Below are 25,434 nucleotides of genomic sequence, written 5' to 3'. Positions count from 1 at the left end.
TGCCAGACAGCGCCGGGTTTTTTTGTGTCTGCGAATTGCCTAGCAAAGCAGTACAGATTTTGCTGACACTGCACTGTACCGTCGACTATTGTGGCAACTGTCCCCGTACACTTCTAAACTGTTCCGGTATTGTTTCACACAAGAATAAAATGCCCGTGAAATCGAGTGCTGCGTCATGACCAATCTCTTGCTCTACCAACGTATTGCTCAACAACTGGCCGAAGACATCCGTCGTGGGGTCTATCAGCCGGGGGAGCGCGTGCCTTCGGTGCGCAAGATGAGTTCGCAGCTCAATGTCAGCCATGCGACGGTGTTGCAGGCGTATGCCAATCTCGAAGATCAGGGGCTGATCCGTGCCCGGCCGCAGTCGGGTTACTACGTGCACCAGACGCCGGCCCTGACTGCGCCGACACCGGACATCGCCCGGGTCGAACGTCCTGGCCTGGTCACCCGCAGCAGCATCATTCAACAAGTGTTGGTCGAATCCCGTCGAGAGGGCGTGTTTCCCTTGGGCGCGGCGGTGCCGAGCGTCGATTACCTGCCAGTGCGGGCGCTGCATCAGCAGTTGGCCAAAGTCACCCGATTCCATAGCCCACGGGCATTCAGTTACATGTTCAGCCCCGGTTTTGAACCGTTGCGGCGGCAAGTGGCAATTCGCATGCGCGATGCCGGCGTGGTGGTCGATCCGTCGGAAGTGGTGATCACCCACGGCTGCGTCGATGCCTTGCAGATGTCCCTGCGCGTGCTGACCCGGCCGGGCGACTTGATCGCTGCCGAGTCGCCAACCTACTACGGGTTGCTGCAACTGGCCGATCTGCTGGGCCTGAAAGTCATCGAGATCCCCAGCGATCCGGCCACCGGCATGAGCCTGGAAGCTTTGCAACTGGCAGCGAATCAGTGGTCGATCAAAGCGCTGGTACTGACCACGCGCCTGAGCAATCCGCTGGGCGGCACCATGCCCGAAGAGCGGCAGAAACAACTGCTGCGCCTGGCCTCGGATTTCGATATTCAGGTGGTCGAAGACGATATCTACGGCGAACTGATGTTCGAGCAGGGCCGCACCAAGGCACTCAAGGCTTACGACCGGCTGGATCGAGTGATCTACTGCTCAAGCTTCTCCAAGACCCTGTCTCCGGGTGTGCGGATTGGCTGGATGATTGCCGGCAAGTACCAGCAGGAAATCCAGCGCTTGCAGACCTTCAGCACGCATTCGGCTTGCAGCGTTACGCAGATGGGGATCGCGGCGTATCTGGAAAATGGCGGTTACGACCGGCATTTGCGCTACATCCGTCAGGAGTACCGCAAAAATCTCAGCGCTTTCCAGCTCGCGGTGCAGCAGTATTTCCCGGAAGGCACACAGATGACCCGGCCGACCGGCGGCTTCATTCTGTGGGTGAGTCTGCCGGGGCGGGTCAATACACAAGAACTTCATGTGCGCGCGTTGCAGCAAGGCATCAGCATCGCACCGGGGCTGATTTTCAGTAACACCGAGCAGTTCAATCACTGCATTCGGCTCAACTGCGGCATTCCCTGGAATCGCGAAGCCGAGCGTGCGTTGATGACTCTGGGCATGCTGGCTACCCAGCTTTGCCAGGAGATGGCCGGCGGAATGTGACGGGCGGGCGGGTAATTCCTGCCCGAGCTTGTCATGTCGCGTCCAACAAGCGAGCATATGGCCCTCTGCCGATAGCGCCGTTCCCCGTTGGATCCATGAAACCGATTTTTCCTGCCGCCTGGTTGTCGATCTGCCTGTTGATAACCTTCAATTCGGAAGGCGTCCTGGCGGCTTCCGCTCAGGAAAAACCGGCCGCCAGCGCGACATCGAAAAAACCGGCACCGGCAAAAAAAGCCACACCGGTCAAAAAGAAAGCGGCTACGCAGAAAAAACGTTCACCCATTGCCTCCAAATCGAAACCGGCCAGTGAAGTGGTGAAAACCAAACTGCCTTCGGCTGACCTGGATTTGAGCTTGCCTGAGGAAATGGCCGAAGAGTTTAAGCCGGTCGGTACAGTTCCGTTGCCCCGGCACGACGCCGTGTTGCCGCAAATGTTCGGTGAGAAGGCTGGCAGCTCTCCGTTCCAGCTCAACGGACGACTGATCAGCAACGAAATGAAGTTGCAACTGCGTAACGAAGAGCGTCGGGAAGTCGAGGGCGCGGCGCTGGAATTGGAGTTCAAGCAGTAAATCCTTCCTCGGCGTGACCCGCAGGCCAGATGCTTTGTCGGAGACTGGTCAGTCACGCTGGTTTGAGCGTAAAAACCCGGCGACAGGTAATTTAAAACAACTGTTTTAGCGGTTACTCTGTGCCCCGTCCTTTAACACATCACCCGTCGCGAGGAGCTCGTCGTCATGAAATGCCGTGAAGGCTGTGGCGCCTGTTGCATTGCCCCTTCCATCAGTTCTCCGATTCCCGGTATGCCCAATGGCAAAGCCGCCGGAGAACGTTGCGTACAACTCTCTGCCGAAAACCTGTGCAGTATTTTCGGCCAACCGGAACGTCCGGCCGTGTGTTCGGCGTTTGAAGCCGACGTCGAAGTCTGCGGAAACAGCAGTGACGAAGCGATCAGATTGCTGGGCTGGTGGGAGCAGATGACGGCGGCGTGATGTGTCAACGAACGGAACTTCAACAATAAGGAATAAGATTATGGGTTCGCTGCATCGTATGGCTGTGCTGTGTGGTTTGACGGTTTTGCTGGCGACTGCCACCGCACAGGCCGAAGACTGGAAGGTGGCCAAGAATGAAGACGGCATCAAGGTGTCCTTGAGTGAAGTGGCCGGCTCTGACTACAAGGCTTATCAGGGCGTTACCCTGATGAAAACCACCATGGCCAAATTGCGCGCACTCCAGGAAGACGTGGCGGGCGCCTGCTCGTGGATTCACGAATGCAAGCAGCAGAAGCTGCTCAAGCATGAAGGCGATCAGAGCTGGACCTACACCCAGTTCAATACCCCATGGCCGGTGACCGCGCGTGATTCGGTGCTGCATATCACGACTACCGTAGGCGCCGATGGCAGTCTGACCCGTAAGCTTGAGGGTGTGCCGAAGTACATTCCTGAAGAAAAGGGTTTTGTGCGGGTTGCCAAGGTTGATGGGTTCTGGAAGTTCGTGCCCAAGGGTGACCAGATTGAAGTGACCTATCAGGTTCACACTGAGCCGGGTGGTAGCGTGCCTTCGATGATTGCCAACAAGTTTGTGGTTGATGCGCCGTTCAATACCTTGAAAGCCCTGAAAGAGCGTGCCGAGAAGTAATCGCTTTGTTTCTTTCTATAAAAAGCCCTGATTTGATCGGGGCTTTTTTTTGCGGGTTTGTTTGATTGGTGTGCATATCCGTTGCTGTGGTCATGGCGGCTTATGGTTTCGCTTTTACAGCGAGTCACTTGGAAAAGCCCCAAGTCACCAAGGGCTCTTGCCCCTTTCGTTCGGTGGCTCGCTAATGCTCGCCATACCCTCGCTCCGGTCCTGCTCCGTGGGCCCGCCGCCATCGGCCATCCCTGGCCGGGTTGCCCACTGCGCAGAACCTGCGCTCGGCCTGATGAGTGGTGAGAATCAAAAGCGTATGGGGTTCCCTGTAGGAGCCGGCTTGCCGGCGAAAAACGTCTAGGCGACGCGTTCATTCAGGCAGCACGCGTTATCGTTGACGTCCATCGCCGGCAAGCCAGCTCCTACAATTTCAAACCGTGTGAACCCAATCCCTTGTAGGAGCCGGCTTGCTGGCGATAGCGGTGGGTCAGTCGACACACCTATCGCCTGAAACGACGCCATCGCCAGCAAGCCGGCTCCTACAGGGGAGCGGTGCATATGTCCGGAATGAGTGAACACAGCAAAGAAGGACAACGCGGACAGCTGAAGAGCCAGGTCGGCTTTCAGGCCGCCTCGGCGGCTGTGGCGGTAGTCGCCCCCTCGAGAGGCCGAGTGGAGGTTCTGCGCAGTGGGCAACCCGGCATGGATGCCGGGTTAGCCGCCCCCGGCCATGGATGGCCGATGGCGGCGTGCCCACGGAGCAGGACCGGAGCGAGGGCATGCCGAGCCACAGCGAGGCACCGAACGAAAGGGGCAAGAGCCCTTTGGTTACTTTGGGGCTTTTCCAAAGTGACTCGCCGTAAGGGCGAAACCATAAGCCGCCGTTACCGCAGAAACGGATATGACCACACCCAACTTATGGACTCTGAAAGACTTTATTGTGTTTCCGAATATGCACTACACAAAATTTTCACAAAGCCTCCAAGACAATTCGCCCGCGCCAGCCGTGCAGATCAGTAATCAATGGCAATGCCGCGGTTGATCGTGCAACATTTGCGCACCGCGCAAACCCCGGGGCCGAGAACTGGCCAACAGAGGGCAGGGCGCAGCTGTAATTTTGAAACTTCAACTTCCAATGGGTCCTAAAACGACATGGCAATCCCGGACGCCCTGAGTCAGCAGCGAGCTTCTAGTCGCCTGCTGCAACCGACCGTCAAATCGCATCTGGCCTACACGCTGTTGTGTGCCCTGGTCATGATGGTCATGTTCAGCCTGCTGCGCGTCGCGCTGCTGGTCTACAACCGCGAGATGATCCTCGACACCCCGGCCTCGACCTTCTTCGAAGCGTTCGCCAACGGCCTGCGCTTCGACCTGCGCCTGGTGGTCTACCTCAGCATTCCGCTGTTGCTGGCGCTGTTCAGCTCCCGGGCCATGGCGGCCCGCGGGTTCTTCCGTTTCTGGTTGACCATCGCTTCGAGCATCGCGCTGTTCCTCGGCCTGATGGAAATGGACTTCTACCGTGAGTTCCACCAGCGCCTCAACGGCCTGGTCTTCCAGTACGTGAAGGAAGACCCGAAAACCGTAATGAGCATGCTTTGGTACGGATTCCCGGTGGTTCGCTACCTGCTGGCCTGGGCCGTGGGCACGTTGATCCTGACCCTGGCGTTCAAGGGCGCCGACCGCGCGACCCGTCCTCGCGGTCCATTCAGCGGCGGCAGCATCGGCACGCGCCAGATCGCCCCGTGGTACGCGCGCATTGTCGTGTTCGTGGTGTGCCTGCTGGTCTGCGTGGTCGCGGCTCGCGGCACTCTGCGCCAAGGCCCGCCACTGCGTTGGGGTGACGTCTACACCACCGACTCCAACTTCGCCAACCAGTTGGGCCTCAACGGCACATTGTCGCTGGTCGCGGCGGCCAAGAGCCGGATGTCCGAAGATCGCGACAACATCTGGAAAGCCACGCTGCCGCAGCCGCAAGCTCAGCAAATCGTGCGTGACATGCTGGTGATGCCGAACGACAAACTGGTGGATGCCGAGACCGCGGCAGTGCGTCGCGATTACACGCCGCCGGCCGACAAGACTCTGCCGATCAAGAACGTCGTCGTGATCCTGATGGAAAGCATGGCCGGTCACTCGGTCGGTGCCCTCGGTGCACCGGGCAACATCACGCCGTACCTCGACAAGCTGTCGAAGGAAGGCCTGCTGTTTGACCGCTTCTTCTCCAACGGCACCCACACCCACCAGGGTATGTTCGCCACCATGGCCTGCTTCCCGAACCTGCCGGGTTTCGAATACCTGATGCAGACCCCGGAAGGCAGCCACAAACTGTCCGGCCTCCCGCAATTGCTCAGCGCCCGCGACTATGACGACGTGTACGTCTACAACGGCGACTTCGCCTGGGATAACCAGTCGGGTTTCTTCAGCAGCCAGGGCATGACCAACTTCATTGGTCGTAACGACTTCGTCAACCCGGTGTTCTCCGATCCGACCTGGGGCGTGTCCGACCAGGACATGTTCGACCGTGGTCTGGTCGAGCTCAAGGCACGGGAAAACGGCAAGCCGTTCTATGCCTTGCTGCAGACCCTGTCCAACCACACGCCATACGCCTTGCCGACGCCATTGCCGGTCGAGCGCGTGACCGATCGTGGCAGCCTGAACGAGCATTTGACCGCCATGCGTTACGCGGACTGGGCGCTCGGTCAGTTCTTTGAAAAGGCCCGCAAGGAGCCTTACTTCAAGGAAACCCTGTTTGTCATCGTCGGTGACCACGGTTTTGGCAACGAGCGCCAGATCACCGAAATGGACCTGGGTCGTTTCAACGTGCCGATGCTGATGATCGCTCCCGGCATCCAGGACAAATTCGGCAAACTTGACCACACGGTAGGCACTCAAATCGACATCGTACCGACCATCATGGGTCGCATCGGTGGCGAAGTGCGTCATCAGTGCTGGGGGCGTGACCTGCTCGACCTGCCGGAAGGCGACACCGGTTTTGGCGTGATCAAACCGTCGGGCAGCGAACAGACCACGGCCATTGTCACGGCGGATCAGATTCTGGTCTTGCCGAAAGAAAAGGAAATGGAGCCGAAGATGTATCAGTACGAACTGGGCGCGACACCTCACGCCGAGATCGTACCGAATGCACCTCGCACTGCCGAGCTGAAACTCAAGCTCGAAGCGTTCCTGCAAACGGCGACCAAGAGCCTGATCGACAACACCGCCGGTGTCGTTGACGGCAAGCCGGACTGACTGTTGATGCAATAAAAAAGAGGCCCTTCAAGGGCCTCTTTTTTTTGCCTGTCAGATCTTTATATCTTGCCGAGTAACAGCAAAATCAACAGCACCACCAACACCACGCCGATGATACCCGACGGGCCATAACCCCAACTTCTGGAATGAGGGAAGACCGGCAGACCACCTACCAGCAGGAGGATCAGAATAATGATTAGTATTGTGCCCATGTCTATTTCCTTGTCGGAAGTGTTCTGAAATTGCCTGGTGTTAATTGTCAGCTGGACTGCAATAAACCCGAGCTGCTTGTAAATTCCGACTGGTGCACTTGAAAGAAAATTCCAAGTTTTTTTAATGTTTTTCGAAGAAAGGCTTATTTCGTTTTCAGGGGCCTGGTTGATACAGGCGCGCTCGCGGTTTGATTGCGCCATTCAGCAATCTGATGGAGCGTGGGTCGGGCAAGGTCCTTCGCTACACTCGACGCATCTTCCCCGGAACAACAAGGCTGTTTGCTATGCAAAATCGCATGATGATCACTGGCGCGGGCTCGGGCCTGGGTCGCGAAATCGCGCTGCGCTGGGCACGTGAAGGCTGGCAACTGGCTTTGTCGGATGTCAGCGAACCCGGTCTGCAGGAAACCCTGAAACTGGTTCGCGAAGCCGGCGGCGATGGCTTTATCCAGCGTTGCGATGTGCGCGATTACAGTCAGCTGACTGCGTTCGCCCAAGCCTGTGAAGTCAAGCTCGGCGGCATCGATGTCATCGTCAACAACGCCGGTGTTGCCTCGGGCGGGTTCTTCAGCGAACTGTCCCTGGAAGACTGGGACTGGCAGATCGCGATCAACCTGATGGGCGTGGTCAAGGGTTGCAAGGCGTTCTTACCGCTGCTGGAAAAAAGCAAAGGCAAGATCATCAACATCGCGTCGATGGCCGCCCTGATGCAAGGCCCGGCGATGAGTAACTACAACGTGGCCAAGGCCGGTGTGGTGGCGTTGTCCGAAAGCCTGCTGATCGAACTGGCGCACCAGGAAGTTGGCGTGCATGTGGTGTGCCCGTCGTTCTTCCAGACCAACCTGCTGGACTCTTTCCGTGGTCCGACACCCGCCATGAAAGCGCAGGTTGGCAAGTTGCTGGAAAGTTCGCCGATTAGTGCGGCCGACATTGCCGACTACATCTATCAGCACGTCGCCGCTGGCGAATTCATGATCCTGCCCCACGAACAGGGCCGTATGGCCTGGGCGCTGAAGCAGAAGAACCCGCAACTGCTCTACGACGAAATGACCCTCATGGCCGATAAAATGCGCGCCAAGGCCAAACAGACCGCAGGCTGAACTTGCCCGCACACAACGTCGCCGTTAGGGTGGCCGCCATCGGTCATCCTCGCGAGACGTTCGCATGCTCAATTACCTGTGGTTTTTTCTTGCCGCGCTGTTTGAAATCGCTGGCTGCTTTGCCTTCTGGATGTGGTTGCGCCAAGGCAAAAGCGTCTGGTGGGTGGTGCCGGCGCTGCTCAGCCTGACCTTGTTCGCGCTGCTGCTGACCCGTGTCGAGGCGAGCTACGCGGGGCGGGCTTATGCCGCCTACGGTGGCATCTACATCATTGCGTCGATTGGCTGGCTGGCCGTGGTCGAACGGATTCGCCCGCTCGGCTCTGACTGGATCGGCGTGGCGCTGTGTGTGATCGGCGCAAGCGTCATCCTGTTCGGCCCGCGTTTTTCCGCTGCCTGAAGCAAAGCCATAGTTTGTAAGACGTTTCCTTAAGAGGTGTTCGCCTGGCGCTGTAGGGCGGGACTGTTTTGCCCTCGTCGCATTGAAGGCCCGCCGTGTGCCGGGCATCTTCAGGGTTCGATAACCCTGAAGGACGAATGCCATGCTTGTACTCAGCCGCGTTGTAGGCGAAATGATTTCCATCGGTGACGACATTTCGGTGCGTATTGTCGCCGTCAACGGCAACACGGTGCGCTTCGGCGTCGACGCGCCGCAAAGCGTCAATGTGCACCGTGCCGAAGTCTACAAGCGCATCCAGGTCAAACTGGCAAAAACCAAAGGGCGATGAAGGCGTCAGTCGAACAGATGCTTGGGCACGTCGTGCTTGAGCATCAACTGGCATTGCTCGCTTTCCGGGTCGAAGACAATCAGCGCCTGACCTTTGGTCAGGGCCTGGCGAACACGCAATACGCGGGTTTCCAGCGGCGTGTCATCGCCGTTGTCGGTGCCGTCACGGGTCACGAAATCCTCGATCAGGCGGGTCAGGGTGTCGACTTCAAGTTGGTCGTGGGGAATCAGCATAGGCACCTCGGCTAAACAATGGCGCGATGCTACGGCGAATGATGGGTGGCGGCTAGTCTGGACCCGATGTGTTGCCTGGGCTGACGCTTTCGCGGGCAAGCCTCGCTCCTACAGACTTTGCGTCGATCCGAAGTAATGTGATCAACGCGAAACCTGTAGGAGCGAGGCTTGCCCGCGAAGACGTCAGCCCATGCAATGAAAATTCCGGATCAGCTATCCGCCCGCTGCCCCACCAGGCTATCCACCGAAGGCACCCGCGTATCGCTTTCCATCTGCGTGTCATGTTCAATCTGATGACTGAACCGGTCCAGCGAACCCTTGGCCGGTTGCGCATCGCTGGCGAACACCGGCGGGCTGAGGATGTAGGCGCCGAGCAGGCGACTGAGCGCCGCGAGGCTGTCGATGTGGGTGCGTTCGTAGCCGTGAGTCGCGTCGCATCCGAAGGCGAGCAGGGCGGTGCGAATGTCATGGCCGGCGGTGACCGCCGAATGTGCATCACTGAAATAGTAGCGAAACAAGTCGCGGCGCACCGGCAACTCGTTGTCGCTGGCCAGTCGCAGCAAGTGCCGCGACAAGTGATAGTCATAAGGCCCGCCGGAATCCTGCATCGCCACGCTGACCGCATGTTCGCTGGAGTGCTGGCCGGGCGCGACTGGTGCGATGTCGATACCGACGAATTCGCTGACGTCCCACGGTAACGCCGCCGCTGCACCGCTGCCGGTTTCCTCGGTGATGGTGAACAGCGGATGGCAGTCGATCATCAGTTCTTCGCCACTGTCGACAATCGCTTTGAGTGCCGCCAGCAGCGCGGCAACGCCGGCCTTGTCGTCGAGGTGACGGGCGCTGATGTGGCCGCTTTCGGTGAACTCCGGCAACGGGTCGAACGCGACGAAATCGCCGACACTGATCCCCAGGGAATCGCAATCGGCGCGGGTCGCGCAGTACGCGTCGAGGCGCAGTTCGATGTGATCCCAGCTGATCGGCATCTCGTCCACCGCCGTGTTGAACGCATGCCCGGACGCCATCAACGGCAACACGCTGCCACGGATAACGCCGTTGTCGGTAAACAGGCTGACGCGGCTGCCTTCGGCGAAACGGCTGGACCAGCAGCCGACTGGCGCCAGAGTCAGGCGACCGTTGTCTTTCACTGCGCGAACGGCGGCACCGATGGTGTCGAGGTGGGCGGAAACGGCGCGGTCGGGGCTGTTTTTCTTGCCTTTAAGCGTGGCGCGAATGGTGCCGCGGCGAGTCATCTCGAAAGGAATGCCCAGCTCTTCGAGCCGCTCGGCGACGTAACGCACGATGGTGTCGGTGAAACCGGTCGGGCTCGGAATGGCGAGCATTTCCAGGAGGACTTTTTGCAGGTAGTTGAGGTCGGGTTCCGGGATTTTATAGGTCATGGAAACTCCTGATGAGTTGAGCGCATCGATGGTTTCGATGAGGGTAATTTGCGGTGTCTGTGAGGCCGTCTTCGCGGGCAAGCCTCGCTCCTACAAAAGCACCCATTCCTGTAGGAGCGAGGCTTGCCCGCGAAGGGGCCGGTTCAGGCACCACATCACTAAGAGACCGCCGGCTGACTATGCGGAAACAACAGATCCACAAACCGCTCGGCTGTCGGCTGCGGCTCATGGTTGGCCAGGCCGGCGCGTTCATTGGCTTCGATAAACACGTAATGCGCCTGATCCGCCGCCGGCACCATCAGGTCGAGCCCGACCATCGGAATATCCAGCGCCCGCGCCGCGCGCACGGCGGCCTCCGCCAGCGTGGGATGCAGGATCGCCGTGACATCTTCAAGCACACCGCCGGTATGAAGATTCGCCGTACGCCGTACGAACAAATGTTCACCCGCCGGCAGAATGCTGCTGTAGTCGTAACCCGCTGCCTGCAACGTGCGTTCGGTCTCGTGGTCCAGCGGGATTTTGCTTTCACCGCTGGTAGCCGCTTGCCGACGCCGACTCTGGGCGTCAATCAGCGCACCGATGGAATGCTGCCCGTCGCCCACCACTTCGGCCGGCCGGCGAATCGCCGCCGCCACTACCTCAAACCCGATCACCAGAATCCGCAGGTCGAGGCCTTCGTGAAAGCTTTCCAGCAGCACGCGGCTGTCGAACTGACGGGCTGATTCGATGGCTTGCTGGACGTCTTCGATGGTCCGCAGATCCACCGCCACCCCTTGACCCTGTTCGCCATCCAGCGGCTTGACCACCACCCGCTCGTGTTCGTCGAGAAACGCCAGGTTGTCATCGGCGTTGCCCGCCAGTTGCTGGCTCGGCAGATTCAGACCGGCCGCCTTCAACACTTTGTGCGTCAGGCTTTTGTCCTGGCACAGGCTCATGCTGATGGCGCTAGTCAGGTCACTCAGCGACTCGCGGCAACGTACCCGCCGTCCGCCGTGGCTGAGGGTAAACATCCCGGCCTCGGCATCATCGACCTGCACATCAATGCCGCGACGATGGGCTTCCTCGACGATGATCCGCGCGTAGGGGTTGAACTCGGCTTCAGGACCGGGGCCGAGAAACAACGGTTGGTTAATGCCGTTCTTGCGCTTGATTGCAAAGGTCGACAGGTTGCGAAAACCGAGCTTGGCATAAAGACTTTTCGCCTGGCGATTGTCGTGCAGCACGGACAGGTCCAGGTAACTCAGGCCACGGCTCATGAAGTGTTCGATCAAATGCCGTACCAGCACTTCACCGACGCCGGGCCGCGAACAGTGCGGATCGACTGCCAGGCACCAGAGGCTGCTGCCGTTTTCCGGATCGTTGAACGCCTTGTGATGATTGAGGCCCATGACACTGCCGATCACCGCGCCGCTGTCCTCGTCTTCGGCCAGCCAGTACACCGGGCCGCCCAGATGACGCGGGGTCAGCAGACGGGCGTCGATCGGCAACATGCCACGCGCCTGATACAACTGATTGATCGCCTGCCAGTCGGCATCGCCTTGCGCACGACGAATGCGAAAGCCGCGAAACACACGGGTCGCCTGTCGGTAATCGCTGAACCACAAGCGCAAGGTGTCCGACGGATCGAGAAACAACTGGGCCGGCTCCAGCCCCAGCACTTGCTGGGGCGCGGCGACATAGAGGGCGATGTCCCGTTCGCCCGGTTGCTCATTGAGCAACTCTTGGGCGAGGCTTGCCGGGTCGGGGAACGTATGGCCGATCAACAACCGGCCCCAGCCGCAATGCACGGCAATCGGCGCGGTACCGAGTTCACTGCCGTCTTCAGCCAGACGTGCCTGCAAGCGTTCGTAGGAGGGCGCCTGACCGCGCAACAAGCGTTGGCTGTACGCCGTGGCGTGAGGTTTCATCGATCAGATTCCTTGTTCACTGAGCCACAGGTTCAGCGCCGCCAATTGCCACAGCTTGGAGCCGCGCAACGGGGTCAACTGGCCTTGTGGATCGGTCAGCAAACGGTCGAGCATCGCCGGGTTGAACAGGCCACGATCCTGACTCGGGTCCAGTAGCAATTCGCGCACCCAGTTCAGCGTGTCGCCCTGCAAATGCTTGAGACCCGGCACCGGGAAGTAACCCTTTTTACGGTCGATGACTTCGCTCGGAATCACCAGTCGTGCCGCTTCTTTCAGCACTTGTTTGCCGCCGTCCGGCAGTTTGAATTTGCCCGGCACCCGGGCTGACAATTCCACCAGGCGATAGTCGAGAAACGGCGTGCGTGCCTCCAGGCCCCAGGCCATGGTCATGTTGTCGACGCGTTTGACCGGGTCGTCCACCAGCATCACCGTGCTGTCCAGACGCAAGGCTTTGTCCACCGCCGCATCGGCACCGGGCTGTGCGAAATGTTCCTTCACGAAATCGCCGGCGGCGTCATTCGCGGTCAGCCATTTCGGCTGTACGGTGGCGGCGTAATCCTCGTAGCTGCGATCAAAGAACGCATCGCGGTACGCCGCGTACGGATCGGCCGCGCCATCGACCTGCGGATACCAGTGATAACCGGCGAACAATTCGTCCGCCCCCTGGCCGCTTTGCACCACTTTGCAATGCTTGGCCACTTCGCGGGACAACAGATAGAACGCGATGCAGTCATGGCTGACCATCGGCTCGCTCATCGCGCGGAAGGCGGCGGGCAGTTGCTCGATGATCTCTTTTTCGTCGATGCGCAGTTGATGATGTTGGGTGCCGTAATGCCTGGCGATCAGGTCCGAATACTGGAACTCGTCACCGCGCTCGCCGCCGGCATCCTGGAAACCGATGGAGAAGGTCGACAGGTTTTCTACGCCGACCTCCCGCAACAGACCGACGAGCATGCTCGAATCGACGCCGCCGGACAGCAGCACGCCGACGTCCACCGCTGCCCGTTGACGAATCGCCACCGCATCGCGGGTGCTGTCGAGTACGCGGTCGCGCCAGTCTTCGAGGGTCAGATTCTTCTCATCCTCGTGTGGGCCGTAGGGCAGGGTCCACCAGGTTTTCTGCTCGGTGGTGCCGTCTGTTTCGATGCGCATCCAGGTGGCGGGCGGCAGCTTTTCGATGCCGGCCAGCAAGGTGCGCGGCGCCGGGACCACCGCATGGAAGTTCAGGTAATGATTGAGCGCCACCGGATCGAGGATCGGGTTGATGTCGCCGCCCTTGAGCAACGCTGGCAATGCCGAGGCAAAGCGCAGGCGCTGGCCAGTGCGCGACAGGTACAGCGGCTTCACGCCGAGACGGTCACGGGCGATGAACAGGCGCTTGGCGTCGCGCTCCCAGATGGCAAAGGCAAACATGCCGTTGAGCTTGGGCAACAGTGCTTCGCCCCAGGCGTGGTAGCCCTTGAGCAGCACTTCGGTGTCGCCGCCGGAATAGAAGGCGTAACCGAGGGATTCAAGTTCGGTACGCAGTTCGGGGAAGTTGTAGATCGCGCCGTTGAAGGCCAGGGACAGGCCCAGTTGAGGGTCGACCATCGGCTGCGCCGAGCCGTCGGACAGGTCCATGATTTTCAGGCGACGATGACCAAGGGCAATCGGCCCCTGGCTGTGAAAGCCCCACGCGTCAGGGCCGCGAGGCGCCAGGTGATGAGTGATTCGTTCAATGGCTGCAAGGTCTGCAGGTTGATGATCAAAGCGTAACTCGCCAGCTAATCCGCACATAAAGTCCTTACCGGTTTTTCCGTTGGGGAGGGTCAATCGATACCGCGCCCAAAAGGCAGGTACTCAGAAACTGACCCGCATCGGTTATGGGAGTTTTAGATTGATAAGTTATAAGGCACTGTTTGAAACGGGGCGTCCGTACGCCGAAAAACGTAGCGGCGTGCGGTACATAGTTAGTGCAAACATTGATAATTCTGCTGCTTAAGTCGCTGAAAATACTGGAATTTTGCGTTATTAATCGATTGGCGAAGGCGGTAACGTCAGGGGCTCTCTTGTATGCAATAAGGAACGTTGCGTATGTCAGCGAAGGACCCCGTCACCCCGGCGATCAAGCCGTTTACACCCGCAGACCAGCTGTCCGCCCTCATGCAGATGACCGGCGATCTGGACACCGCTGAATCTCTGCAAAAGACCCTTCCCCCATGGCTCACCAATGCGACGCCGGAAAAAATTACCGCGTTGGCCGGCGCCATGCGCGAGCTCCAGGCCTGTCAGTTCAGCGTCCAACCGACGCTTGATCGGCTGAAGCCGTTGAATGAGTTCTGTCGCGTTGAACTGACCGAAGAACTGACGCGGCTCTACGGCGTGGCATTCGATGTTGAACGGGACGGCGTTGAGCTGCCCGGTTTTGACTGTAGTTGTCCCGACTCAACCTCGCCGGAAGACGTTGCCAAACAGAAAGTGATCGCCAGACGCAGCCTGTTGCAGGCGGCAATGCATAACTTCACCGAGGAAGAGACAGAGGACGATGGCTTTCCTGCGGGCAGCATTGTGCGTGTGGCTTCCGTGCCGGATGGCGTGCCCGGATTGACGCCCATGGCGTTTGCCAAAGTCTGCCGCGACCTGGATGTGGGCAAGCGTTACCAGACTCATTTCGAGGCCACTTTCAAACCTGCCGCGAATGATCTGGACATTGGCCGGCTCAAGTTGAGTGCGCTGAAGGTTGATGCGCACACCGCGTACTTGAAAGGACACATTGGCGAATCGGCGTTTCAAATGTTTCAGGGGTTGGCGCTGAACAGCGGCTCCGGTCAGGCATCCGGCATCAAGCCGATCCTCTACGAAACCGTCCCGGTTCAGTTGCAGGGATTGGAGTTGTTTGGCTCCTGCCTGTGGGGCGTGGTGATTTTTACAAAGCGTTCGCTCAAGGACCATCCCGCGGACGCGTGCGTGGTGTACATGCCGAACGAGCCCGACCGGCCGCTTTATGAGTACAGCACCTTCGTGTTGTTCCAGTGGTATTTGAACCAGCAATTGAAAGTCAGCACGTACGCGGAGTTTTTTGCGGCTTACCTCGATGAAGCCAACAGAACCGATTTTTTGACCTCTGCCGCCAAGCCACAGACCTGGGAGCTCAAGGCCCTGAGCATTCCTGCAACACTGTTCAGTTTCCTGTATCAAAGTCACGTCACAAAGTTGAAAAGCGATGCATTGGTATTAGCCGTGCCGACGGCGGAGGTGGATGCCGATGTTCGTCAGAAACGTCTGTTGGCATACGAAGAAACCGGCCTGCTGATCGCCAATATCGCCGGTCTGTTTGTTCCCGTGCTCGGGCAACTGATGATGGGCGTAGCGGTGGGGCAGCTGTTGGGTGAGGTTTACGATGGCATCGAAGACTGGCGCCATGATGACAAGGCCGGCGCGATGGCTCATCTGCTCAATGTGGCGGAAAACATGGCGATGATGGCGGCGTTTGCTGCCGGCACCAAAGTGGCCGGTTCACTGATCAAGCGGACTGTGGCGGCGCATCCGGATTTTTTTGGTCGTTTCGCTGCGGTCAAAAATGCGGCGGGTAAACCGCGCCTTTGGCAGTCTGATGTAGCGCCGTACCGGCGAGCTCCGGCAGCGGGGGGGATCGCCGATGCCAAGGGGGTATATCAGGTCAATGCACAACGATGGGTCAATATTGACGGCGCCAGCTATGAAATTGCATTCGATACCGACCTGAGCAAGTGGCGCGTCAGACACCCTGCCCGCAGCGATGCCTTTTCACCGGTGGTCGAGCACAACAACGAGGGCGGCTGGCGTTTTGCACATGAGCATCCGCAGGAATGGAGAAGCGGTCTCTACGCATTGAAACGCATTGATCCGCGCCTGGCCGCCCTACACGACGGACGCCTGGAAAACCTCCGTAAAATCACCGACAGCTCCGTCAGTCAATTGAATCGCCTGGGAGAAGAGAACAGGGTGCTGCCCGCCCGATTGAAGGATTGCATCGAGCGATTTCGCATCGAGCAGGAACTGAGTGATTTCATTGCGAGCATGGAAAGCGGCCATTGGCGAAGCGCCGATCATGCGCAAACGCAGCTGCACACATTACCCTCCTTGCCCGGTTGGCCTGCGGAGCGCTACATCGAGGTACTCGATGGTGAGCGCAAGGTCACGGCGATGTACCCGTCATCGACCTTGGTGGCCGATGAAGAATTGAGTGTCAAAGTCACGGAAGAGCAACTGCGCAAAGGAGAGTTGCTTGAAACCGTTGTGGCTGGCCTTTACCCAAGCGAAGTCGAGGCGCTGTCAGGTGCAAAGGTCGCCGGTAGCACGCAAAGCAGTGCATTGGCGAAAAAGCTCGGCGCCGCGATCAAGGCCGATCGCCGCTCGGCGTTCAAGGACCTTTATCAGCGCTACGATCAAAGCAGCAGCGGCGATGTACAAAAAATACGCGGTGTTTTTCCCGAGCTGCCTGCAGGCTTGGCACAGGAGTTGATCGCGGACGCCTCCAGCGTGGAACGTCTGCACCTGCGCACCAGTGGTCGTGTCGCCATGGGGTTGGCGCAAAGGGTCCGGCAGTCGCTGGCTGATGTGCGGCTGGACAGAGCATTGGCAGGCTTGTATTTGCCCGAGATCGCCGAGGCCGATACGCGAAAGCTCGCCGTGCAGTTGTTGCCCCGGTTGAATGGCTGGAGCGACAGCCTGCGCATTGAACTGCGTGAAGGTTCGCTGACCGGCCCGTTGTCGGCCAGTGCCGGCAAGGAAGACGCGGCGCTCAAGCGGATCATCGTCAACAAGGCAACCGGCCTTGAAGCATTTGGCAGCGACGGCAAATCCCTTGGCACTGCTGCCTCTGGACCAAACGGTCTGTATCTCGCCGTTCTGCGTGCGATTCCACCGGATCAGCGCACCACCATGGGCATTGCCACGTCAGGCGAAAGCGATGGCTTGCGCTTGCGTAGCGATTTGTTGGGCAAAGGTCTTGATGATCGGGCCAGTGCCGGGCGGGTGGTGTCTGGCGCGACGCTGGACGAGTCGGTTCATTGCCTGCAAGCCGATCCCCCCGCGCCTGGCTCGACCCATCCTCGGGCGCTAATGCGCAAGGTCAAAAAACTCTACCCATTGTTTTCCGATATCGAGGCTCAGACGTTTCTCGACGAACTGGGCAGTGAACCACTGGTGCGGGCGAGGGAAGTAAGAAGTCGGCAGCAGGCATTGAAGGCTCTGCGGGGCGCGCTCGACCTCTGGAGCAAAGATGAGGCAGGCCTGAGCGCGGCGGCAGAAAAAAGTGAACGCCGACAGAGTCGTCGACAAATGTCCGATCTGATCGAAAACGGTTGGCGGCGCTTGTCTTTCCTGGGCAATGAAAAGGGGATGTCGGTGCCGGGATTGAAGCTTGACGGGATGCGCGCAGGCAAGCTTCCAACGCTGCCAATTCAGGTGGATTTCGATCACGTCCAGGCGCTTTCACTCAAGAATATGGACCTGGACAACGATGCGGCCTATTTTCTCAAGGCGTTCAAAAACCTCGAATCGCTGGAGCTCAATGACAACAAGCTGACCCAGTTGCCGGAAGTGCTTTCGTTGATGCCCAAACTCAAACACCTGAGCCTGGCTAACAACGACCTACAACTCACCGAGCAGACCCTGAAAAAACTGTCCGGGATGCGCGCGCTGGAGAGTCTCAATTTGAGCGGTAATCGCCGCCTCGGCGCTACGCTGGACGTCGGCAAGCAATTTGATTTGCGCTACCTGTCGCTACGGGACACCCGCGCCACTGAGCTGCCCAAAAACCTGTCGTACCCGCCCAATCTTGACCGGGTCGATTTGCGCGATAACGAAATAAAGGTGCTGCCAGACTGGTTGTTCAGCACTCCCCGGCGATTCAGTGAAACCGTTAACCTGCGCAACAATCCGCTTGCCAATGTCAGTCGCACCCAACTAAAAAGCTATCGCGACCGGGTCGGAATCGGCATGGGTTTCCTCGAAGACGACCTTCAACGGTTGAATGAGCAGCGGGCACGCGAGCTCTGGTTACCGGACGAATGGGGGTTGCCGGCACGGACCGCATCCTGGACGGCGATCAAGGACGATCCTGCCTCCGATGGTCTGTTTCGATTGTTGGCCGAGTTGGGCGATACCGCCGACACTGAACATGTGCGCGAGGACATGACCCGGCGAGTCTGGCGCGTGCTGGAGGCTGCACAGGTCGATACGCCATTGCGCGAGCAAGTGTTCGAGTTGGCGGCCAACCCGATCAACTGCACCGATTCGGCGGCGCTGAATTTCAGCCACCTGGAGGTTGCGGTGGAAGTGGACAAAGTCATCAACCCGACCTCCGGGCGCTCCTCGGCGGCGCCGTTGTTGAAACTGGGGCGGGGTCTGTTTCGACTCGATCAACTGGAGCAGATTGCCCAGGCGCGGATTGCGCAGGACCCCAAGGCGGATCCGCTGGAGGTCAGCCTGGCGTTTCGCACCGGACTGGCAGAAACCCTTGAGTTACCGGGGCAACCCAGGCATATGCGTTATGCCCAGTTGAGCGGCGTGACGCCAGCCATGCTCAATGCTGCGGAGCAAAAAATCAAAGCTGCTGAACTGACACCGGCATTCATGAGGTTTTTGAATCGCCAGCCGTTCTGGACGGATTTTTTGAGTCGCAGCTACCCGCGACAATTTGATTCACTCAACCAGACTTACCCGGCAAAGCTGCAAGCGGTGTTCGAGAACGCCGAGAGTCTGACGACAGCGGAGTATCTCCGTCAGGTCTCGGTGATCAAGGCCGAAAAAGAAGCGGCGGAGAATACTGTTTTCGAGCACTTGACCCAGGAAGCCTTGAGAGTCACCGAGGGTGGAGTGTGCGGGCTTCCTGAGCGTTGAGTGGATTCATTTACCGCGAATCAATCGGCGCAAGGCGAAGCGGTTCGGATGACACGCCTCGGCCACGGCCCTTGGCAATGGCAGCGGTTCGTCATCCAGCCACGCGGCGAGCAACTCGCCTGACAACGGTGCGGTGATCAAACCTCGGGAACCGTGGCCGCTGTTGACATACAAACCGTCCAGCCATGGGCAAGGGATGTCCGGGGTTTGCCGGGCATCCTTGCTCAAGGCGCTGTAGGCATCGGCGAACGCCTGGCCGTCGGCCAGTGGGCCGACAATCGGCAAATAATCCGGGCTGGTGCAGCGAAACGCTGCACGGCCTTCAAGTGCTTCAGGCTGCAAAGCATTTGCGCCGAGCCGAGCGACCAGGTCTACCGAGATTTCTTCGAGCATTTGCAGATTGCCTGCATGTTCGGCGGCGGTCGGGGTCAGGTCATCGGAGTTGAAATCAAAACTGGCGCCCAGGGTGTGTTCACCCAAACGAGCTGGCGCGACATAACCTTCGGCGCAGACGACGGTGCCCAGTGCCTCGCTTTCAGAGGTCTGTGGCAGGCGAGTGATTTGTCCACGAATGCGTTTGAGCGGCAGCTCGCTGCTGTAAGTGAAACGCTTGATCTCGGCAGCGCCAGCCAGTACCACCACCGGGGCCTCGGCCAGCACGATTTCGCCATCCAGGGCTTGCCAGTGTCCGTGCGCTCGGCGCAACTCCAGCACATCGTGATGGGTCAGGATCTGTATGTTCGGGTGCGCCGCTTGCCATTGGCACAGGGCGGGCGGGTGCACCCAGCCGCCTTCGGGGTAGAACAGGCCGCCCGATTGCAGCGCGATGCCGGCGCGGATTTCGGCCTGCGCTTGATCGAGCGTGTGCAGCAAGTCCTCGGGAAACGCTGCGGCCAATTGCGCCTGACGCTCCGCTTCCTTGGCATTGAAGGCCAGTTGCAGTACGCCGCAATCGTCCCAGTCGAGACCTCGATGCAACTGCTCAAGCAAGCGACGGGTGTGGCCGAACCCGCTGACGATCAATTGTGACAACGCGGTGCCATGGGCGGAAAGCTTGAGGTACAAAACCCCTTGAGGATTGCCCGAGGCTTCCTGCGCCAGTGCGCCGTGACGCTCCAGCAGACTGACTTGCCAACCCCGCGCCGCGAGGCTGGCGGCTGTCGCGCAACCGGCGAGACCGGCACCAATCACCAAGGCCCGACGTTCGCCGGTCAGGGGGGCCGGACGCGCAAACCACGGTTTTGCCATGACGGGCTTCGTGACCTCCTCAGGCCAACCGAGAAACACCCCGCGCAGGATTTCCCATTTGTGGCCGATGCCGGGCGTGCGTTTCATCTTGAAGCCTGCGGCATTCAACAGACGACGTACCCAACCGGTGCTGGTGAAGGTGCTGATCGTCGAGCCGGGCGCCGCGAGTCGGGCCAGCTCGACAAACAGTTCGGCGGTCCACATGTCGGGGTTTTTCGCCGGGGCGAAACCGTCGAGAAACCAGGCATCGATCTGCGCGTCCAGCTGTGGCAACTGTTCCAGCGCATCGCCGATCAGCAGCGTCAGCGTGATGCGTCCGTGGTCCAGGATCAGGCGCTGGAAACCTTGATGGATCGCCACGTATTGCGCCAGCAGTTGATCGGCAAACGGCTTGAGCTCCGGCCACAAGGCGAGCGCCCGCTGCAGGTCGGGCAGGCTCAGCGGGTACTTTTCGACACTGACAAAATGCAACCGCGCACCGGCCACAGCGTGCTGCTCGAACAACTGCCAGGCGCACAGGAAATTCAACCCGGTACCAAAACCGGTCTCGCCAATCACCAGTTTCCCGTCCACCGGCAATGCCGCGAAACGCTCACGCAACGCGTTCTGTTCGAGGAAGACGTAACGGGTTTCGTCCAACCCGGACAGGTTGGAAAAATACACATCATCGAACACCCGCGAGCGCGGGAGACCTTGGTCGTCCCAGTCGAGCTGGGCGTGGGGCAGTACAGGTTTCATGGCAGGCTCGGCAACGGCAAGGCGACCATTCTAGCCGATCGCCGAGTCGCTGCTTGATCCATGGCAACGTCCGGATCTGGCCAGACAGTGAAAATGGGATTTCTCCCACGCAGGAGAGGTCAATCCGCTAGTCTTGTTCAATCCTGGAAGGAGCCGCCCCATGTTCGAATCTGCTGAAATCGGTCACGTCATCGACAAAGAAACCTATGAAGCCGAAGTGCCGGCGCTGCGTGAGGCACTGCTCGAAGCACAGTTCGAACTTCAGCAGCAAAAACGCTTTCCGGTGATCATTTTGATCAACGGCATCGAAGGCGCCGGCAAGGGCGAGACCGTGAAGCTGCTCAACGAGTGGATGGACCCGCGCCTGATCGAGGTCCGCACGTTCGATCAGCAGACCGACGAAGAACTGGCGCGACCACCGGCCTGGCGCTACTGGCGGATGCTTCCGGCCAAGGGCCGCATGGGCATCTTCTTTGGTAACTGGTACAGCCAGATGTTGCAGGCCCGGGTTCATGGCGTGATCAAGGAACCCCGGTTCGATCAGAGCATCAACGGTGCCGAACGCCTGGAAAAGATGTTGTGCGACGAAGGCGCGCTGATCTTCAAGTTCTGGTTTCACCTTTCCAAGAAGCAAATGAAGGACCGCCTCAAGGCCCTGGCCGACGACCCGCTGCACAGTTGGCGCATCAGCCCGCTGGACTGGCAGCAATCGGAGACTTACGACAGGTTCGTCAAGTATGGCGAACGCATTCTGCGCCGCACCAGCCGCGACTATGCGCCGTGGCATGTGATCGCCGGGATGGACCCGCGCTATCGGAGCCTGGCGGTCGGCAAGATTCTGCTTGAAGGCCTGCAAGGCGCGTTGAAACGGCCGAAGATTCACCCGGATAAAGTCAGCGCCGCACCACTGGCCAGCAGTGTCGATCTGGTGAACCTGCTCGACAGCCTTGACCTGAACCAGCACCTGGAAAAGGAAGACTACGAAGAGCAACTGATCACCGAGCAAGCGCGTTTTTCCGGTTTGATGCGTGACAAACGCATGCGCCGCCACGCCTTGATCGCCGTGTTCGAAGGCAACGACGCGGCCGGCAAGGGCGGGGCGATCCGCCGGGTGGCCGCCGCGCTCGATCCTCGGCAATACAGCATCGTGCCGATTGCTGCGCCCACCGAAGAGGAGCGGGCGCATCCGTACTTGTGGCGTTTCTGGCGACATATTCCGGCGCGGGCCAAATTCACCGTGTTCGACCGTTCCTGGTATGGCCGGGTGCTGGTGGAGCGTATCGAAGGCTTTTGCAGCCCGGCCGACTGGCTGCGCGCCTACGGTGAGATCAACGACTTCGAAGAGCAGATCGCCGATGCCGGAGTGATCGTGGTCAAGTTCTGGCTGGCCATCGACAAACAGACGCAACTGGAGCGCTTCGAAGAACGCGAACAGATCCCCTTCAAGCGCTTCAAAATCACCGAAGACGACTGGCGCAATCGGGATAAATGGGAGGCCTATCGCGGCGCGGTCGGCGACATGGTCGACCGTACCAGCACCGAAATTTCCCCCTGGACGCTGGTGGAAGCCAACGACAAGCGCTGGGCGCGGGTCAAGGTTTTGCGCACGCTCAACCAGGCGCTGGAAGCGGCGTTCGAAAAGTCCGACAAGCATGAAAAGAAACTGAAAAAGCCCAAGACTTGAGCCGATGGTGACGCATACGCGGGGTGAATGATTGTCGCGACCGGTCACGGCTGGACTTATGCTCGATCCACTCTCAACCGACAACAATAATGAGGTATGCCATGCGTGAAGTGGTGATCGTCGACAGCGTGCGGACCGGCCTGGCCAAGTCCTTTCGCGGCAAGTTCAACCAGACCCGTCCGGACGACATGGCGGCCCACTGCGTCAATGCACTGCTGGCGCGCTCGGGCATCGACCCGGCCAGCGTCGAGGATTGCATCGTCGGCGCCGGTTCCAACGAAGGCGCCCAGGGCTACAACATCGGTCGCAACGTTGCGGTGCTGTCGCGCCTGGGCACCGGCACCGCCGGCATGACCCTCAACCGTTTCTGCTCATCGGGCTTGCAGGCGATTGCCATCGCTGCCAACCAGATCGCTTCGGGCTGCAGCGACATCATCGTCGCCGGTGGTGTCGAATCCATCAGCCTGACCATGAAAAGCGTCAACACCGACAACCTGATCAACCCGCTACTGAAAGAGCAGGTGCCGGGCATCTACTTCCCCATGGGCCAGACCGCCGAAATCGTTGCGCGTCGTTACAACGTCAGCCGCGAAGAACAGGATCTGTACGCCCTGCAAAGTCAGCAGCGCACCGCTCAGGCGCAGGCCGCCGGGTTGTTCGACGACGAAATCGTGCCAATGGCGGTGAAGTATCGCGTTGAAGACAAGGCCACCGGGCAGGTGCAGATCCTCGATGGCGTCGTTGATCGCGATGACTGCAACCGTCCGGACACGACCCTGGAAAGTCTGGCGGGGTTGAAACCGGTGTTTGCCGAAGACGGTTCGGTGACGGCGGGCAACTCGTCGCAGCTGTCCGACGGTGCGTCCATGACCCTGGTGATGAGCCTGGAAAAAGCGCTGGAACTGGGGTTGAAGCCGAAGGCGTTCTTCCGTGGTTTCACCGTGGCGGGCTGCGAACCGGATGAAATGGGCATCGGCCCGGTGTTTTCGGTGCCGAAGCTGCTCAAGGCCAAGGGTTTGCAGGTGACCGACATTGACCTGTGGGAACTCAACGAAGCGTTCGCCTCGCAATGCCTGTACAGCCGCAACCGGCTGGGGATCGATAACGAGAAGTACAACGTCAATGGCGGCTCGATTTCCATTGGGCACCCGTTCGGCATGACCGGGTCGCGTCAGGTCGGGCATCTTGTGCGGGAATTGCAGCGACGTAAATTGCGCTACGGCATCGTCACCATGTGCGTGGGTGGCGGGATGGGCGCGACCGGGTTGTTTGAAGCGGTGCGGTAAACCTTAAAGTTTGTGGTGATTATTACATCGCCATCGCCGGCAAGCCGGTCTCGCTCCCACAGGGATCAGGTGTGCGACATTGATCCACTGTGGGAGCGAGCCTGCTCGCGATGAAAGCGACTCGATTTATAGTTTTGTGGTCAAACCCCGCATCCGCGCGATGTAAGCCGCAATCTCCCGCGCAGCCGCCTCCGGGTTTTCAAACGGCCCCTCCAGGGTGTTTTCCCGGGTACTGAAATACAACTCCCCATTCACCCGACACATCCGGTCACTGCGAAAGTGCACGGCGGGGGCGTTGTCCTGGGCGCGCATGCCGTACATGGCGGTATCCTGAAGGGGGCTGCTGTTGGCGGATCCAATGAGCTTATGCATGAACCACTTGCAACGCCTGGCCAGCCGATCAGCGGCACATCGCCAATTTATTGCTGCGACCCGCACAGTTTCATTTGCGTCCGGCAGCCAACTGTCCCTGTGTACCAGGCACCGCTGAGCCTAGAATGACGGCTCTTGCCATCTGGCTTTGAGGTACGCATGCACATTTCATCGGGTCGCTGGGTTTATGGTTTGTTCCTGGCCTTGTTGACTGCGTTTTTGTGGGGAATCCTGCCGATCAAGCTCAAGCAAGTGCTGCTGGTGATGGACCCGGTCACGGTGACCTGGTTTCGCCTGATGGTGTCCGGCGGCTGCCTGTTCATTTATCTGGCAGCGACCCGACGCCTGCCGAGCCGCAAAGTGCTCGGCCCGCGCGGTGGCTGGCTGGTGGTGATGGCGGTGCTCGGTCTGGTGGGCAACTACATCCTGTACTTGATGGGCTTGAATCTGCTCAGCCCTGGCACGGCGCAATTGGTGGTGCAGATGGGCCCGATCATGTTGCTGATCGCCAGCCTGTTTGTGTTCAAGGAGCGCTTCAGCGTGGGGCAGGGGATTGGCCTGCTGGTGTTGCTGATTGGTTTCGGACTGTTTTTCAACCAGCGTCTGGTTGAGTTGTTCACCTCGCTGAGCGACTACACGGCGGGTGTGCTGCTGGTGTTGTTGGCGTCCACGGTCTGGACGTTTTATGCCCTGGGGCAGAAGCAACTGCTGACGGTGTGGAATTCGTTGCAGGTGATGATGGTGATTTACCTGTTCTGCGGGTTGTTGCTGACACCGTGGGTGCACCCGCTGGAAGCGCTGCAACTGAATCCGCTGCAAGGCTGGCTGTTGCTGGCCTGCTGCATGAACACCCTGATTGCGTATGGCGCATTTGCCGAAGCGCTGGCGCACTGGGAAGCCTCGCGGGTGAGTGCGACGCTGGCGATCACGCCGTTGGTGACGTTCGCGGCGGTGGCCATGGCGGCCTGGTTATGGCCGGAGTATGTGCATGCCGAAACGATCAATGGCCTGGGGTATGGCGGGGCGGTGCTGGTGGTGCTGGGGTCGGCGCTGGTGGCGTTGGGGCCTTCGTTGATTGCGGGGCTCAAGGCGCGGAAGGTTCGGATGGCGGCCAGTTAGACCGCGTTATCGTTCTTCGCGGGCAAGCCTCGCTCCTACAGGGGATGTGTTGTTCGCAG

19 protein-coding genes are annotated in these 25,434 nt (G+C 59.5%); 12 read left to right on the top strand and 7 right to left on the bottom strand.

Annotated elements, in window-relative coordinates:
- The first annotated feature begins 175 nt into the window (after window positions 1-175).
- From KGA82_RS26805 to KGA82_RS26785, 5 genes are all read left to right on the top strand, one after another.
- Complete coding sequence (locus KGA82_RS26805; protein WP_008040862.1) at window positions 176-1,615, top strand: PLP-dependent aminotransferase family protein; 1,440 nt, start codon at window positions 176-178, stop codon at window positions 1,613-1,615.
- A 95-nt stretch (window positions 1,616-1,710) separates the two neighbouring features.
- Window positions 1,711-2,184, top strand: coding sequence for a hypothetical protein (locus tag KGA82_RS26800; RefSeq protein ID WP_008040861.1), 474 nt, complete (start codon window positions 1,711-1,713; stop codon window positions 2,182-2,184).
- 165 nt (window positions 2,185-2,349) lie between these two features.
- Entirely contained in the window at window positions 2,350-2,604 is a 255-nt protein-coding gene (locus KGA82_RS26795; protein ID WP_008032889.1) for a YkgJ family cysteine cluster protein, read from the top strand.
- Between the two features lie 40 nt (window positions 2,605-2,644).
- Entirely contained in the window at window positions 2,645-3,250 is a 606-nt protein-coding gene (locus tag KGA82_RS26790) for an START domain-containing protein (RefSeq protein ID WP_008040859.1), read from the top strand.
- Window positions 3,251-4,393: 1,143 nt separating this feature from the next.
- Window positions 4,394-6,487: an LTA synthase family protein gene (locus KGA82_RS26785; protein ID WP_223416131.1), complete on the top strand. Its 2,094-nt coding sequence runs from the start codon at window positions 4,394-4,396 to the stop codon at window positions 6,485-6,487.
- A gap of 59 nt (window positions 6,488-6,546) precedes the next feature.
- On the opposite strand, the gene KGA82_RS26780 is transcribed toward KGA82_RS26785, so the two are convergent.
- The gene (locus KGA82_RS26780) at window positions 6,547-6,705 is read right to left on the bottom strand and encodes a DUF3309 family protein (protein ID WP_174602692.1); all 159 of its coding nucleotides are present in this window, start codon (window positions 6,703-6,705) and stop codon (window positions 6,547-6,549) included.
- Between the two features lie 278 nt (window positions 6,706-6,983).
- Between KGA82_RS26780 and KGA82_RS26775 the strand changes: the two genes are divergently transcribed.
- From KGA82_RS26775 to csrA, 3 genes are all read left to right on the top strand, one after another.
- Window positions 6,984-7,799, top strand: a complete 816-nt coding sequence (locus tag KGA82_RS26775) for an SDR family oxidoreductase (RefSeq protein ID WP_008034550.1) — start codon at window positions 6,984-6,986, stop codon at window positions 7,797-7,799.
- A gap of 64 nt (window positions 7,800-7,863) precedes the next feature.
- Window positions 7,864-8,196: a YnfA family protein gene (locus tag KGA82_RS26770; protein WP_008034549.1), complete on the top strand. Its 333-nt coding sequence runs from the start codon at window positions 7,864-7,866 to the stop codon at window positions 8,194-8,196.
- A 142-nt stretch (window positions 8,197-8,338) separates the two neighbouring features.
- Complete coding sequence (gene csrA / locus KGA82_RS26765) at window positions 8,339-8,524, top strand: carbon storage regulator CsrA (RefSeq protein WP_008034548.1); 186 nt, start codon at window positions 8,339-8,341, stop codon at window positions 8,522-8,524.
- Between the two features lie 5 nt (window positions 8,525-8,529).
- On the opposite strand, the gene KGA82_RS26760 is transcribed toward csrA, so the two are convergent.
- The 4 genes from KGA82_RS26760 to KGA82_RS26745 form a co-directional block, all read right to left on the bottom strand.
- Entirely contained in the window at window positions 8,530-8,757 is a 228-nt protein-coding gene (locus KGA82_RS26760) for a YheU family protein (RefSeq protein WP_003199186.1), read from the bottom strand.
- Window positions 8,758-8,966: 209 nt separating this feature from the next.
- Window positions 8,967-10,157, bottom strand: coding sequence for an osmoprotectant NAGGN system M42 family peptidase (locus KGA82_RS26755; RefSeq protein WP_223453144.1), 1,191 nt, complete (start codon window positions 10,155-10,157; stop codon window positions 8,967-8,969).
- Between the two features lie 158 nt (window positions 10,158-10,315).
- Complete coding sequence (gene ngg / locus KGA82_RS26750; protein ID WP_223453143.1) at window positions 10,316-12,064, bottom strand: N-acetylglutaminylglutamine synthetase; 1,749 nt, start codon at window positions 12,062-12,064, stop codon at window positions 10,316-10,318.
- A 3-nt stretch (window positions 12,065-12,067) separates the two neighbouring features.
- Window positions 12,068-13,840 carry an N-acetylglutaminylglutamine amidotransferase gene (locus tag KGA82_RS26745; protein WP_223453142.1) on the bottom strand — a complete coding sequence of 591 codons (1,773 nt, stop codon included), beginning with the start codon at window positions 13,838-13,840 and terminating at the stop codon, window positions 12,068-12,070.
- A gap of 297 nt (window positions 13,841-14,137) precedes the next feature.
- Here KGA82_RS26745 and KGA82_RS26740 point away from each other — a divergent pair, with 297 nt between their 5' ends.
- Entirely contained in the window at window positions 14,138-18,928 is a 4,791-nt protein-coding gene (locus KGA82_RS26740) for an NEL-type E3 ubiquitin ligase domain-containing protein (RefSeq protein ID WP_223453141.1), read from the top strand.
- Between the two features lie 6 nt (window positions 18,929-18,934).
- Here the strand turns inward: KGA82_RS26740 and mnmC are convergent, their stop codons facing one another.
- On the bottom strand, window positions 18,935-20,914 hold the full coding sequence (gene mnmC / locus KGA82_RS26735; protein WP_223453140.1) for a bifunctional tRNA (5-methylaminomethyl-2-thiouridine)(34)-methyltransferase MnmD/FAD-dependent 5-carboxymethylaminomethyl-2-thiouridine(34) oxidoreductase MnmC: 1,980 nt from the start codon (window positions 20,912-20,914) through the stop codon (window positions 18,935-18,937).
- A gap of 160 nt (window positions 20,915-21,074) precedes the next feature.
- On the opposite strand from mnmC, the gene pap reads away from it, so the two are divergent.
- On the top strand, window positions 21,075-22,598 hold the full coding sequence (pap, locus tag KGA82_RS26730; RefSeq protein WP_223453139.1) for a polyphosphate:AMP phosphotransferase: 1,524 nt from the start codon (window positions 21,075-21,077) through the stop codon (window positions 22,596-22,598).
- 101 nt (window positions 22,599-22,699) lie between these two features.
- On the top strand, window positions 22,700-23,884 hold the full coding sequence (locus KGA82_RS26725; RefSeq protein ID WP_223453138.1) for a thiolase family protein: 1,185 nt from the start codon (window positions 22,700-22,702) through the stop codon (window positions 23,882-23,884).
- A gap of 126 nt (window positions 23,885-24,010) precedes the next feature.
- Here the strand turns inward: KGA82_RS26725 and KGA82_RS26720 are convergent, their stop codons facing one another.
- Window positions 24,011-24,205 carry a DUF6316 family protein gene (locus tag KGA82_RS26720; RefSeq protein WP_223453165.1) on the bottom strand — a complete coding sequence of 65 codons (195 nt, stop codon included), beginning with the start codon at window positions 24,203-24,205 and terminating at the stop codon, window positions 24,011-24,013.
- Window positions 24,206-24,415: 210 nt separating this feature from the next.
- On the opposite strand from KGA82_RS26720, the gene KGA82_RS26715 reads away from it, so the two are divergent.
- Complete coding sequence (locus KGA82_RS26715; protein ID WP_008035685.1) at window positions 24,416-25,375, top strand: DMT family transporter; 960 nt, start codon at window positions 24,416-24,418, stop codon at window positions 25,373-25,375.
- Window positions 25,376-25,434 lie beyond the last annotated feature (59 nt).

The sequence above is a fragment of the Pseudomonas sp. BF-RE-22 genome (assembly GCF_019956155.1).
Lineage (GTDB): Bacteria > Pseudomonadota > Gammaproteobacteria > Pseudomonadales > Pseudomonadaceae > Aquipseudomonas > Aquipseudomonas migulae.
The sequence above is the reverse complement of the archived record's forward strand: the minus strand, read 5'-3'. Positions and strand labels throughout refer to the sequence as shown.

What these genes read in the sequence shown, in the direction of transcription:
- KGA82_RS26805 (WP_008040862.1), top strand. Translation starts at nt 176, where the DNA reads ATGACCAATCTCTTGCTCTACCAACGTATTGCTCAACAACTGGCCGAA.
- KGA82_RS26800 (WP_008040861.1), top strand. Translation starts at nt 1,711, where the DNA reads ATGAAACCGATTTTTCCTGCCGCCTGGTTGTCGATCTGCCTGTTGATA.
- KGA82_RS26795 (WP_008032889.1), top strand. Translation starts at nt 2,350, where the DNA reads ATGAAATGCCGTGAAGGCTGTGGCGCCTGTTGCATTGCCCCTTCCATC.
- KGA82_RS26790 (WP_008040859.1), top strand. Translation starts at nt 2,645, where the DNA reads ATGGGTTCGCTGCATCGTATGGCTGTGCTGTGTGGTTTGACGGTTTTG.
- KGA82_RS26785 (WP_223416131.1), top strand. Translation starts at nt 4,394, where the DNA reads ATGGCAATCCCGGACGCCCTGAGTCAGCAGCGAGCTTCTAGTCGCCTG.
- KGA82_RS26775 (WP_008034550.1), top strand. Translation starts at nt 6,984, where the DNA reads ATGCAAAATCGCATGATGATCACTGGCGCGGGCTCGGGCCTGGGTCGC.
- KGA82_RS26770 (WP_008034549.1), top strand. Translation starts at nt 7,864, where the DNA reads ATGCTCAATTACCTGTGGTTTTTTCTTGCCGCGCTGTTTGAAATCGCT.
- csrA (WP_008034548.1), top strand. Translation starts at nt 8,339, where the DNA reads ATGCTTGTACTCAGCCGCGTTGTAGGCGAAATGATTTCCATCGGTGAC.
- KGA82_RS26760 (WP_003199186.1), bottom strand. Translation starts at nt 8,757, where the DNA reads ATGCTGATTCCCCACGACCAACTTGAAGTCGACACCCTGACCCGCCTG.
- KGA82_RS26755 (WP_223453144.1), bottom strand. Translation starts at nt 10,157, where the DNA reads ATGACCTATAAAATCCCGGAACCCGACCTCAACTACCTGCAAAAAGTC.
- ngg (WP_223453143.1), bottom strand. Translation starts at nt 12,064, where the DNA reads ATGAAACCTCACGCCACGGCGTACAGCCAACGCTTGTTGCGCGGTCAG.
- KGA82_RS26745 (WP_223453142.1), bottom strand. Translation starts at nt 13,840, where the DNA reads ATGTGCGGATTAGCTGGCGAGTTACGCTTTGATCATCAACCTGCAGAC.
- KGA82_RS26740 (WP_223453141.1), top strand. Translation starts at nt 14,138, where the DNA reads ATGTCAGCGAAGGACCCCGTCACCCCGGCGATCAAGCCGTTTACACCC.
- mnmC (WP_223453140.1), bottom strand. Translation starts at nt 20,914, where the DNA reads ATGAAACCTGTACTGCCCCACGCCCAGCTCGACTGGGACGACCAAGGT.
- pap (WP_223453139.1), top strand. Translation starts at nt 21,075, where the DNA reads ATGTTCGAATCTGCTGAAATCGGTCACGTCATCGACAAAGAAACCTAT.
- KGA82_RS26725 (WP_223453138.1), top strand. Translation starts at nt 22,700, where the DNA reads ATGCGTGAAGTGGTGATCGTCGACAGCGTGCGGACCGGCCTGGCCAAG.
- KGA82_RS26720 (WP_223453165.1), bottom strand. Translation starts at nt 24,205, where the DNA reads ATGTACGGCATGCGCGCCCAGGACAACGCCCCCGCCGTGCACTTTCGC.
- KGA82_RS26715 (WP_008035685.1), top strand. Translation starts at nt 24,416, where the DNA reads ATGCACATTTCATCGGGTCGCTGGGTTTATGGTTTGTTCCTGGCCTTG.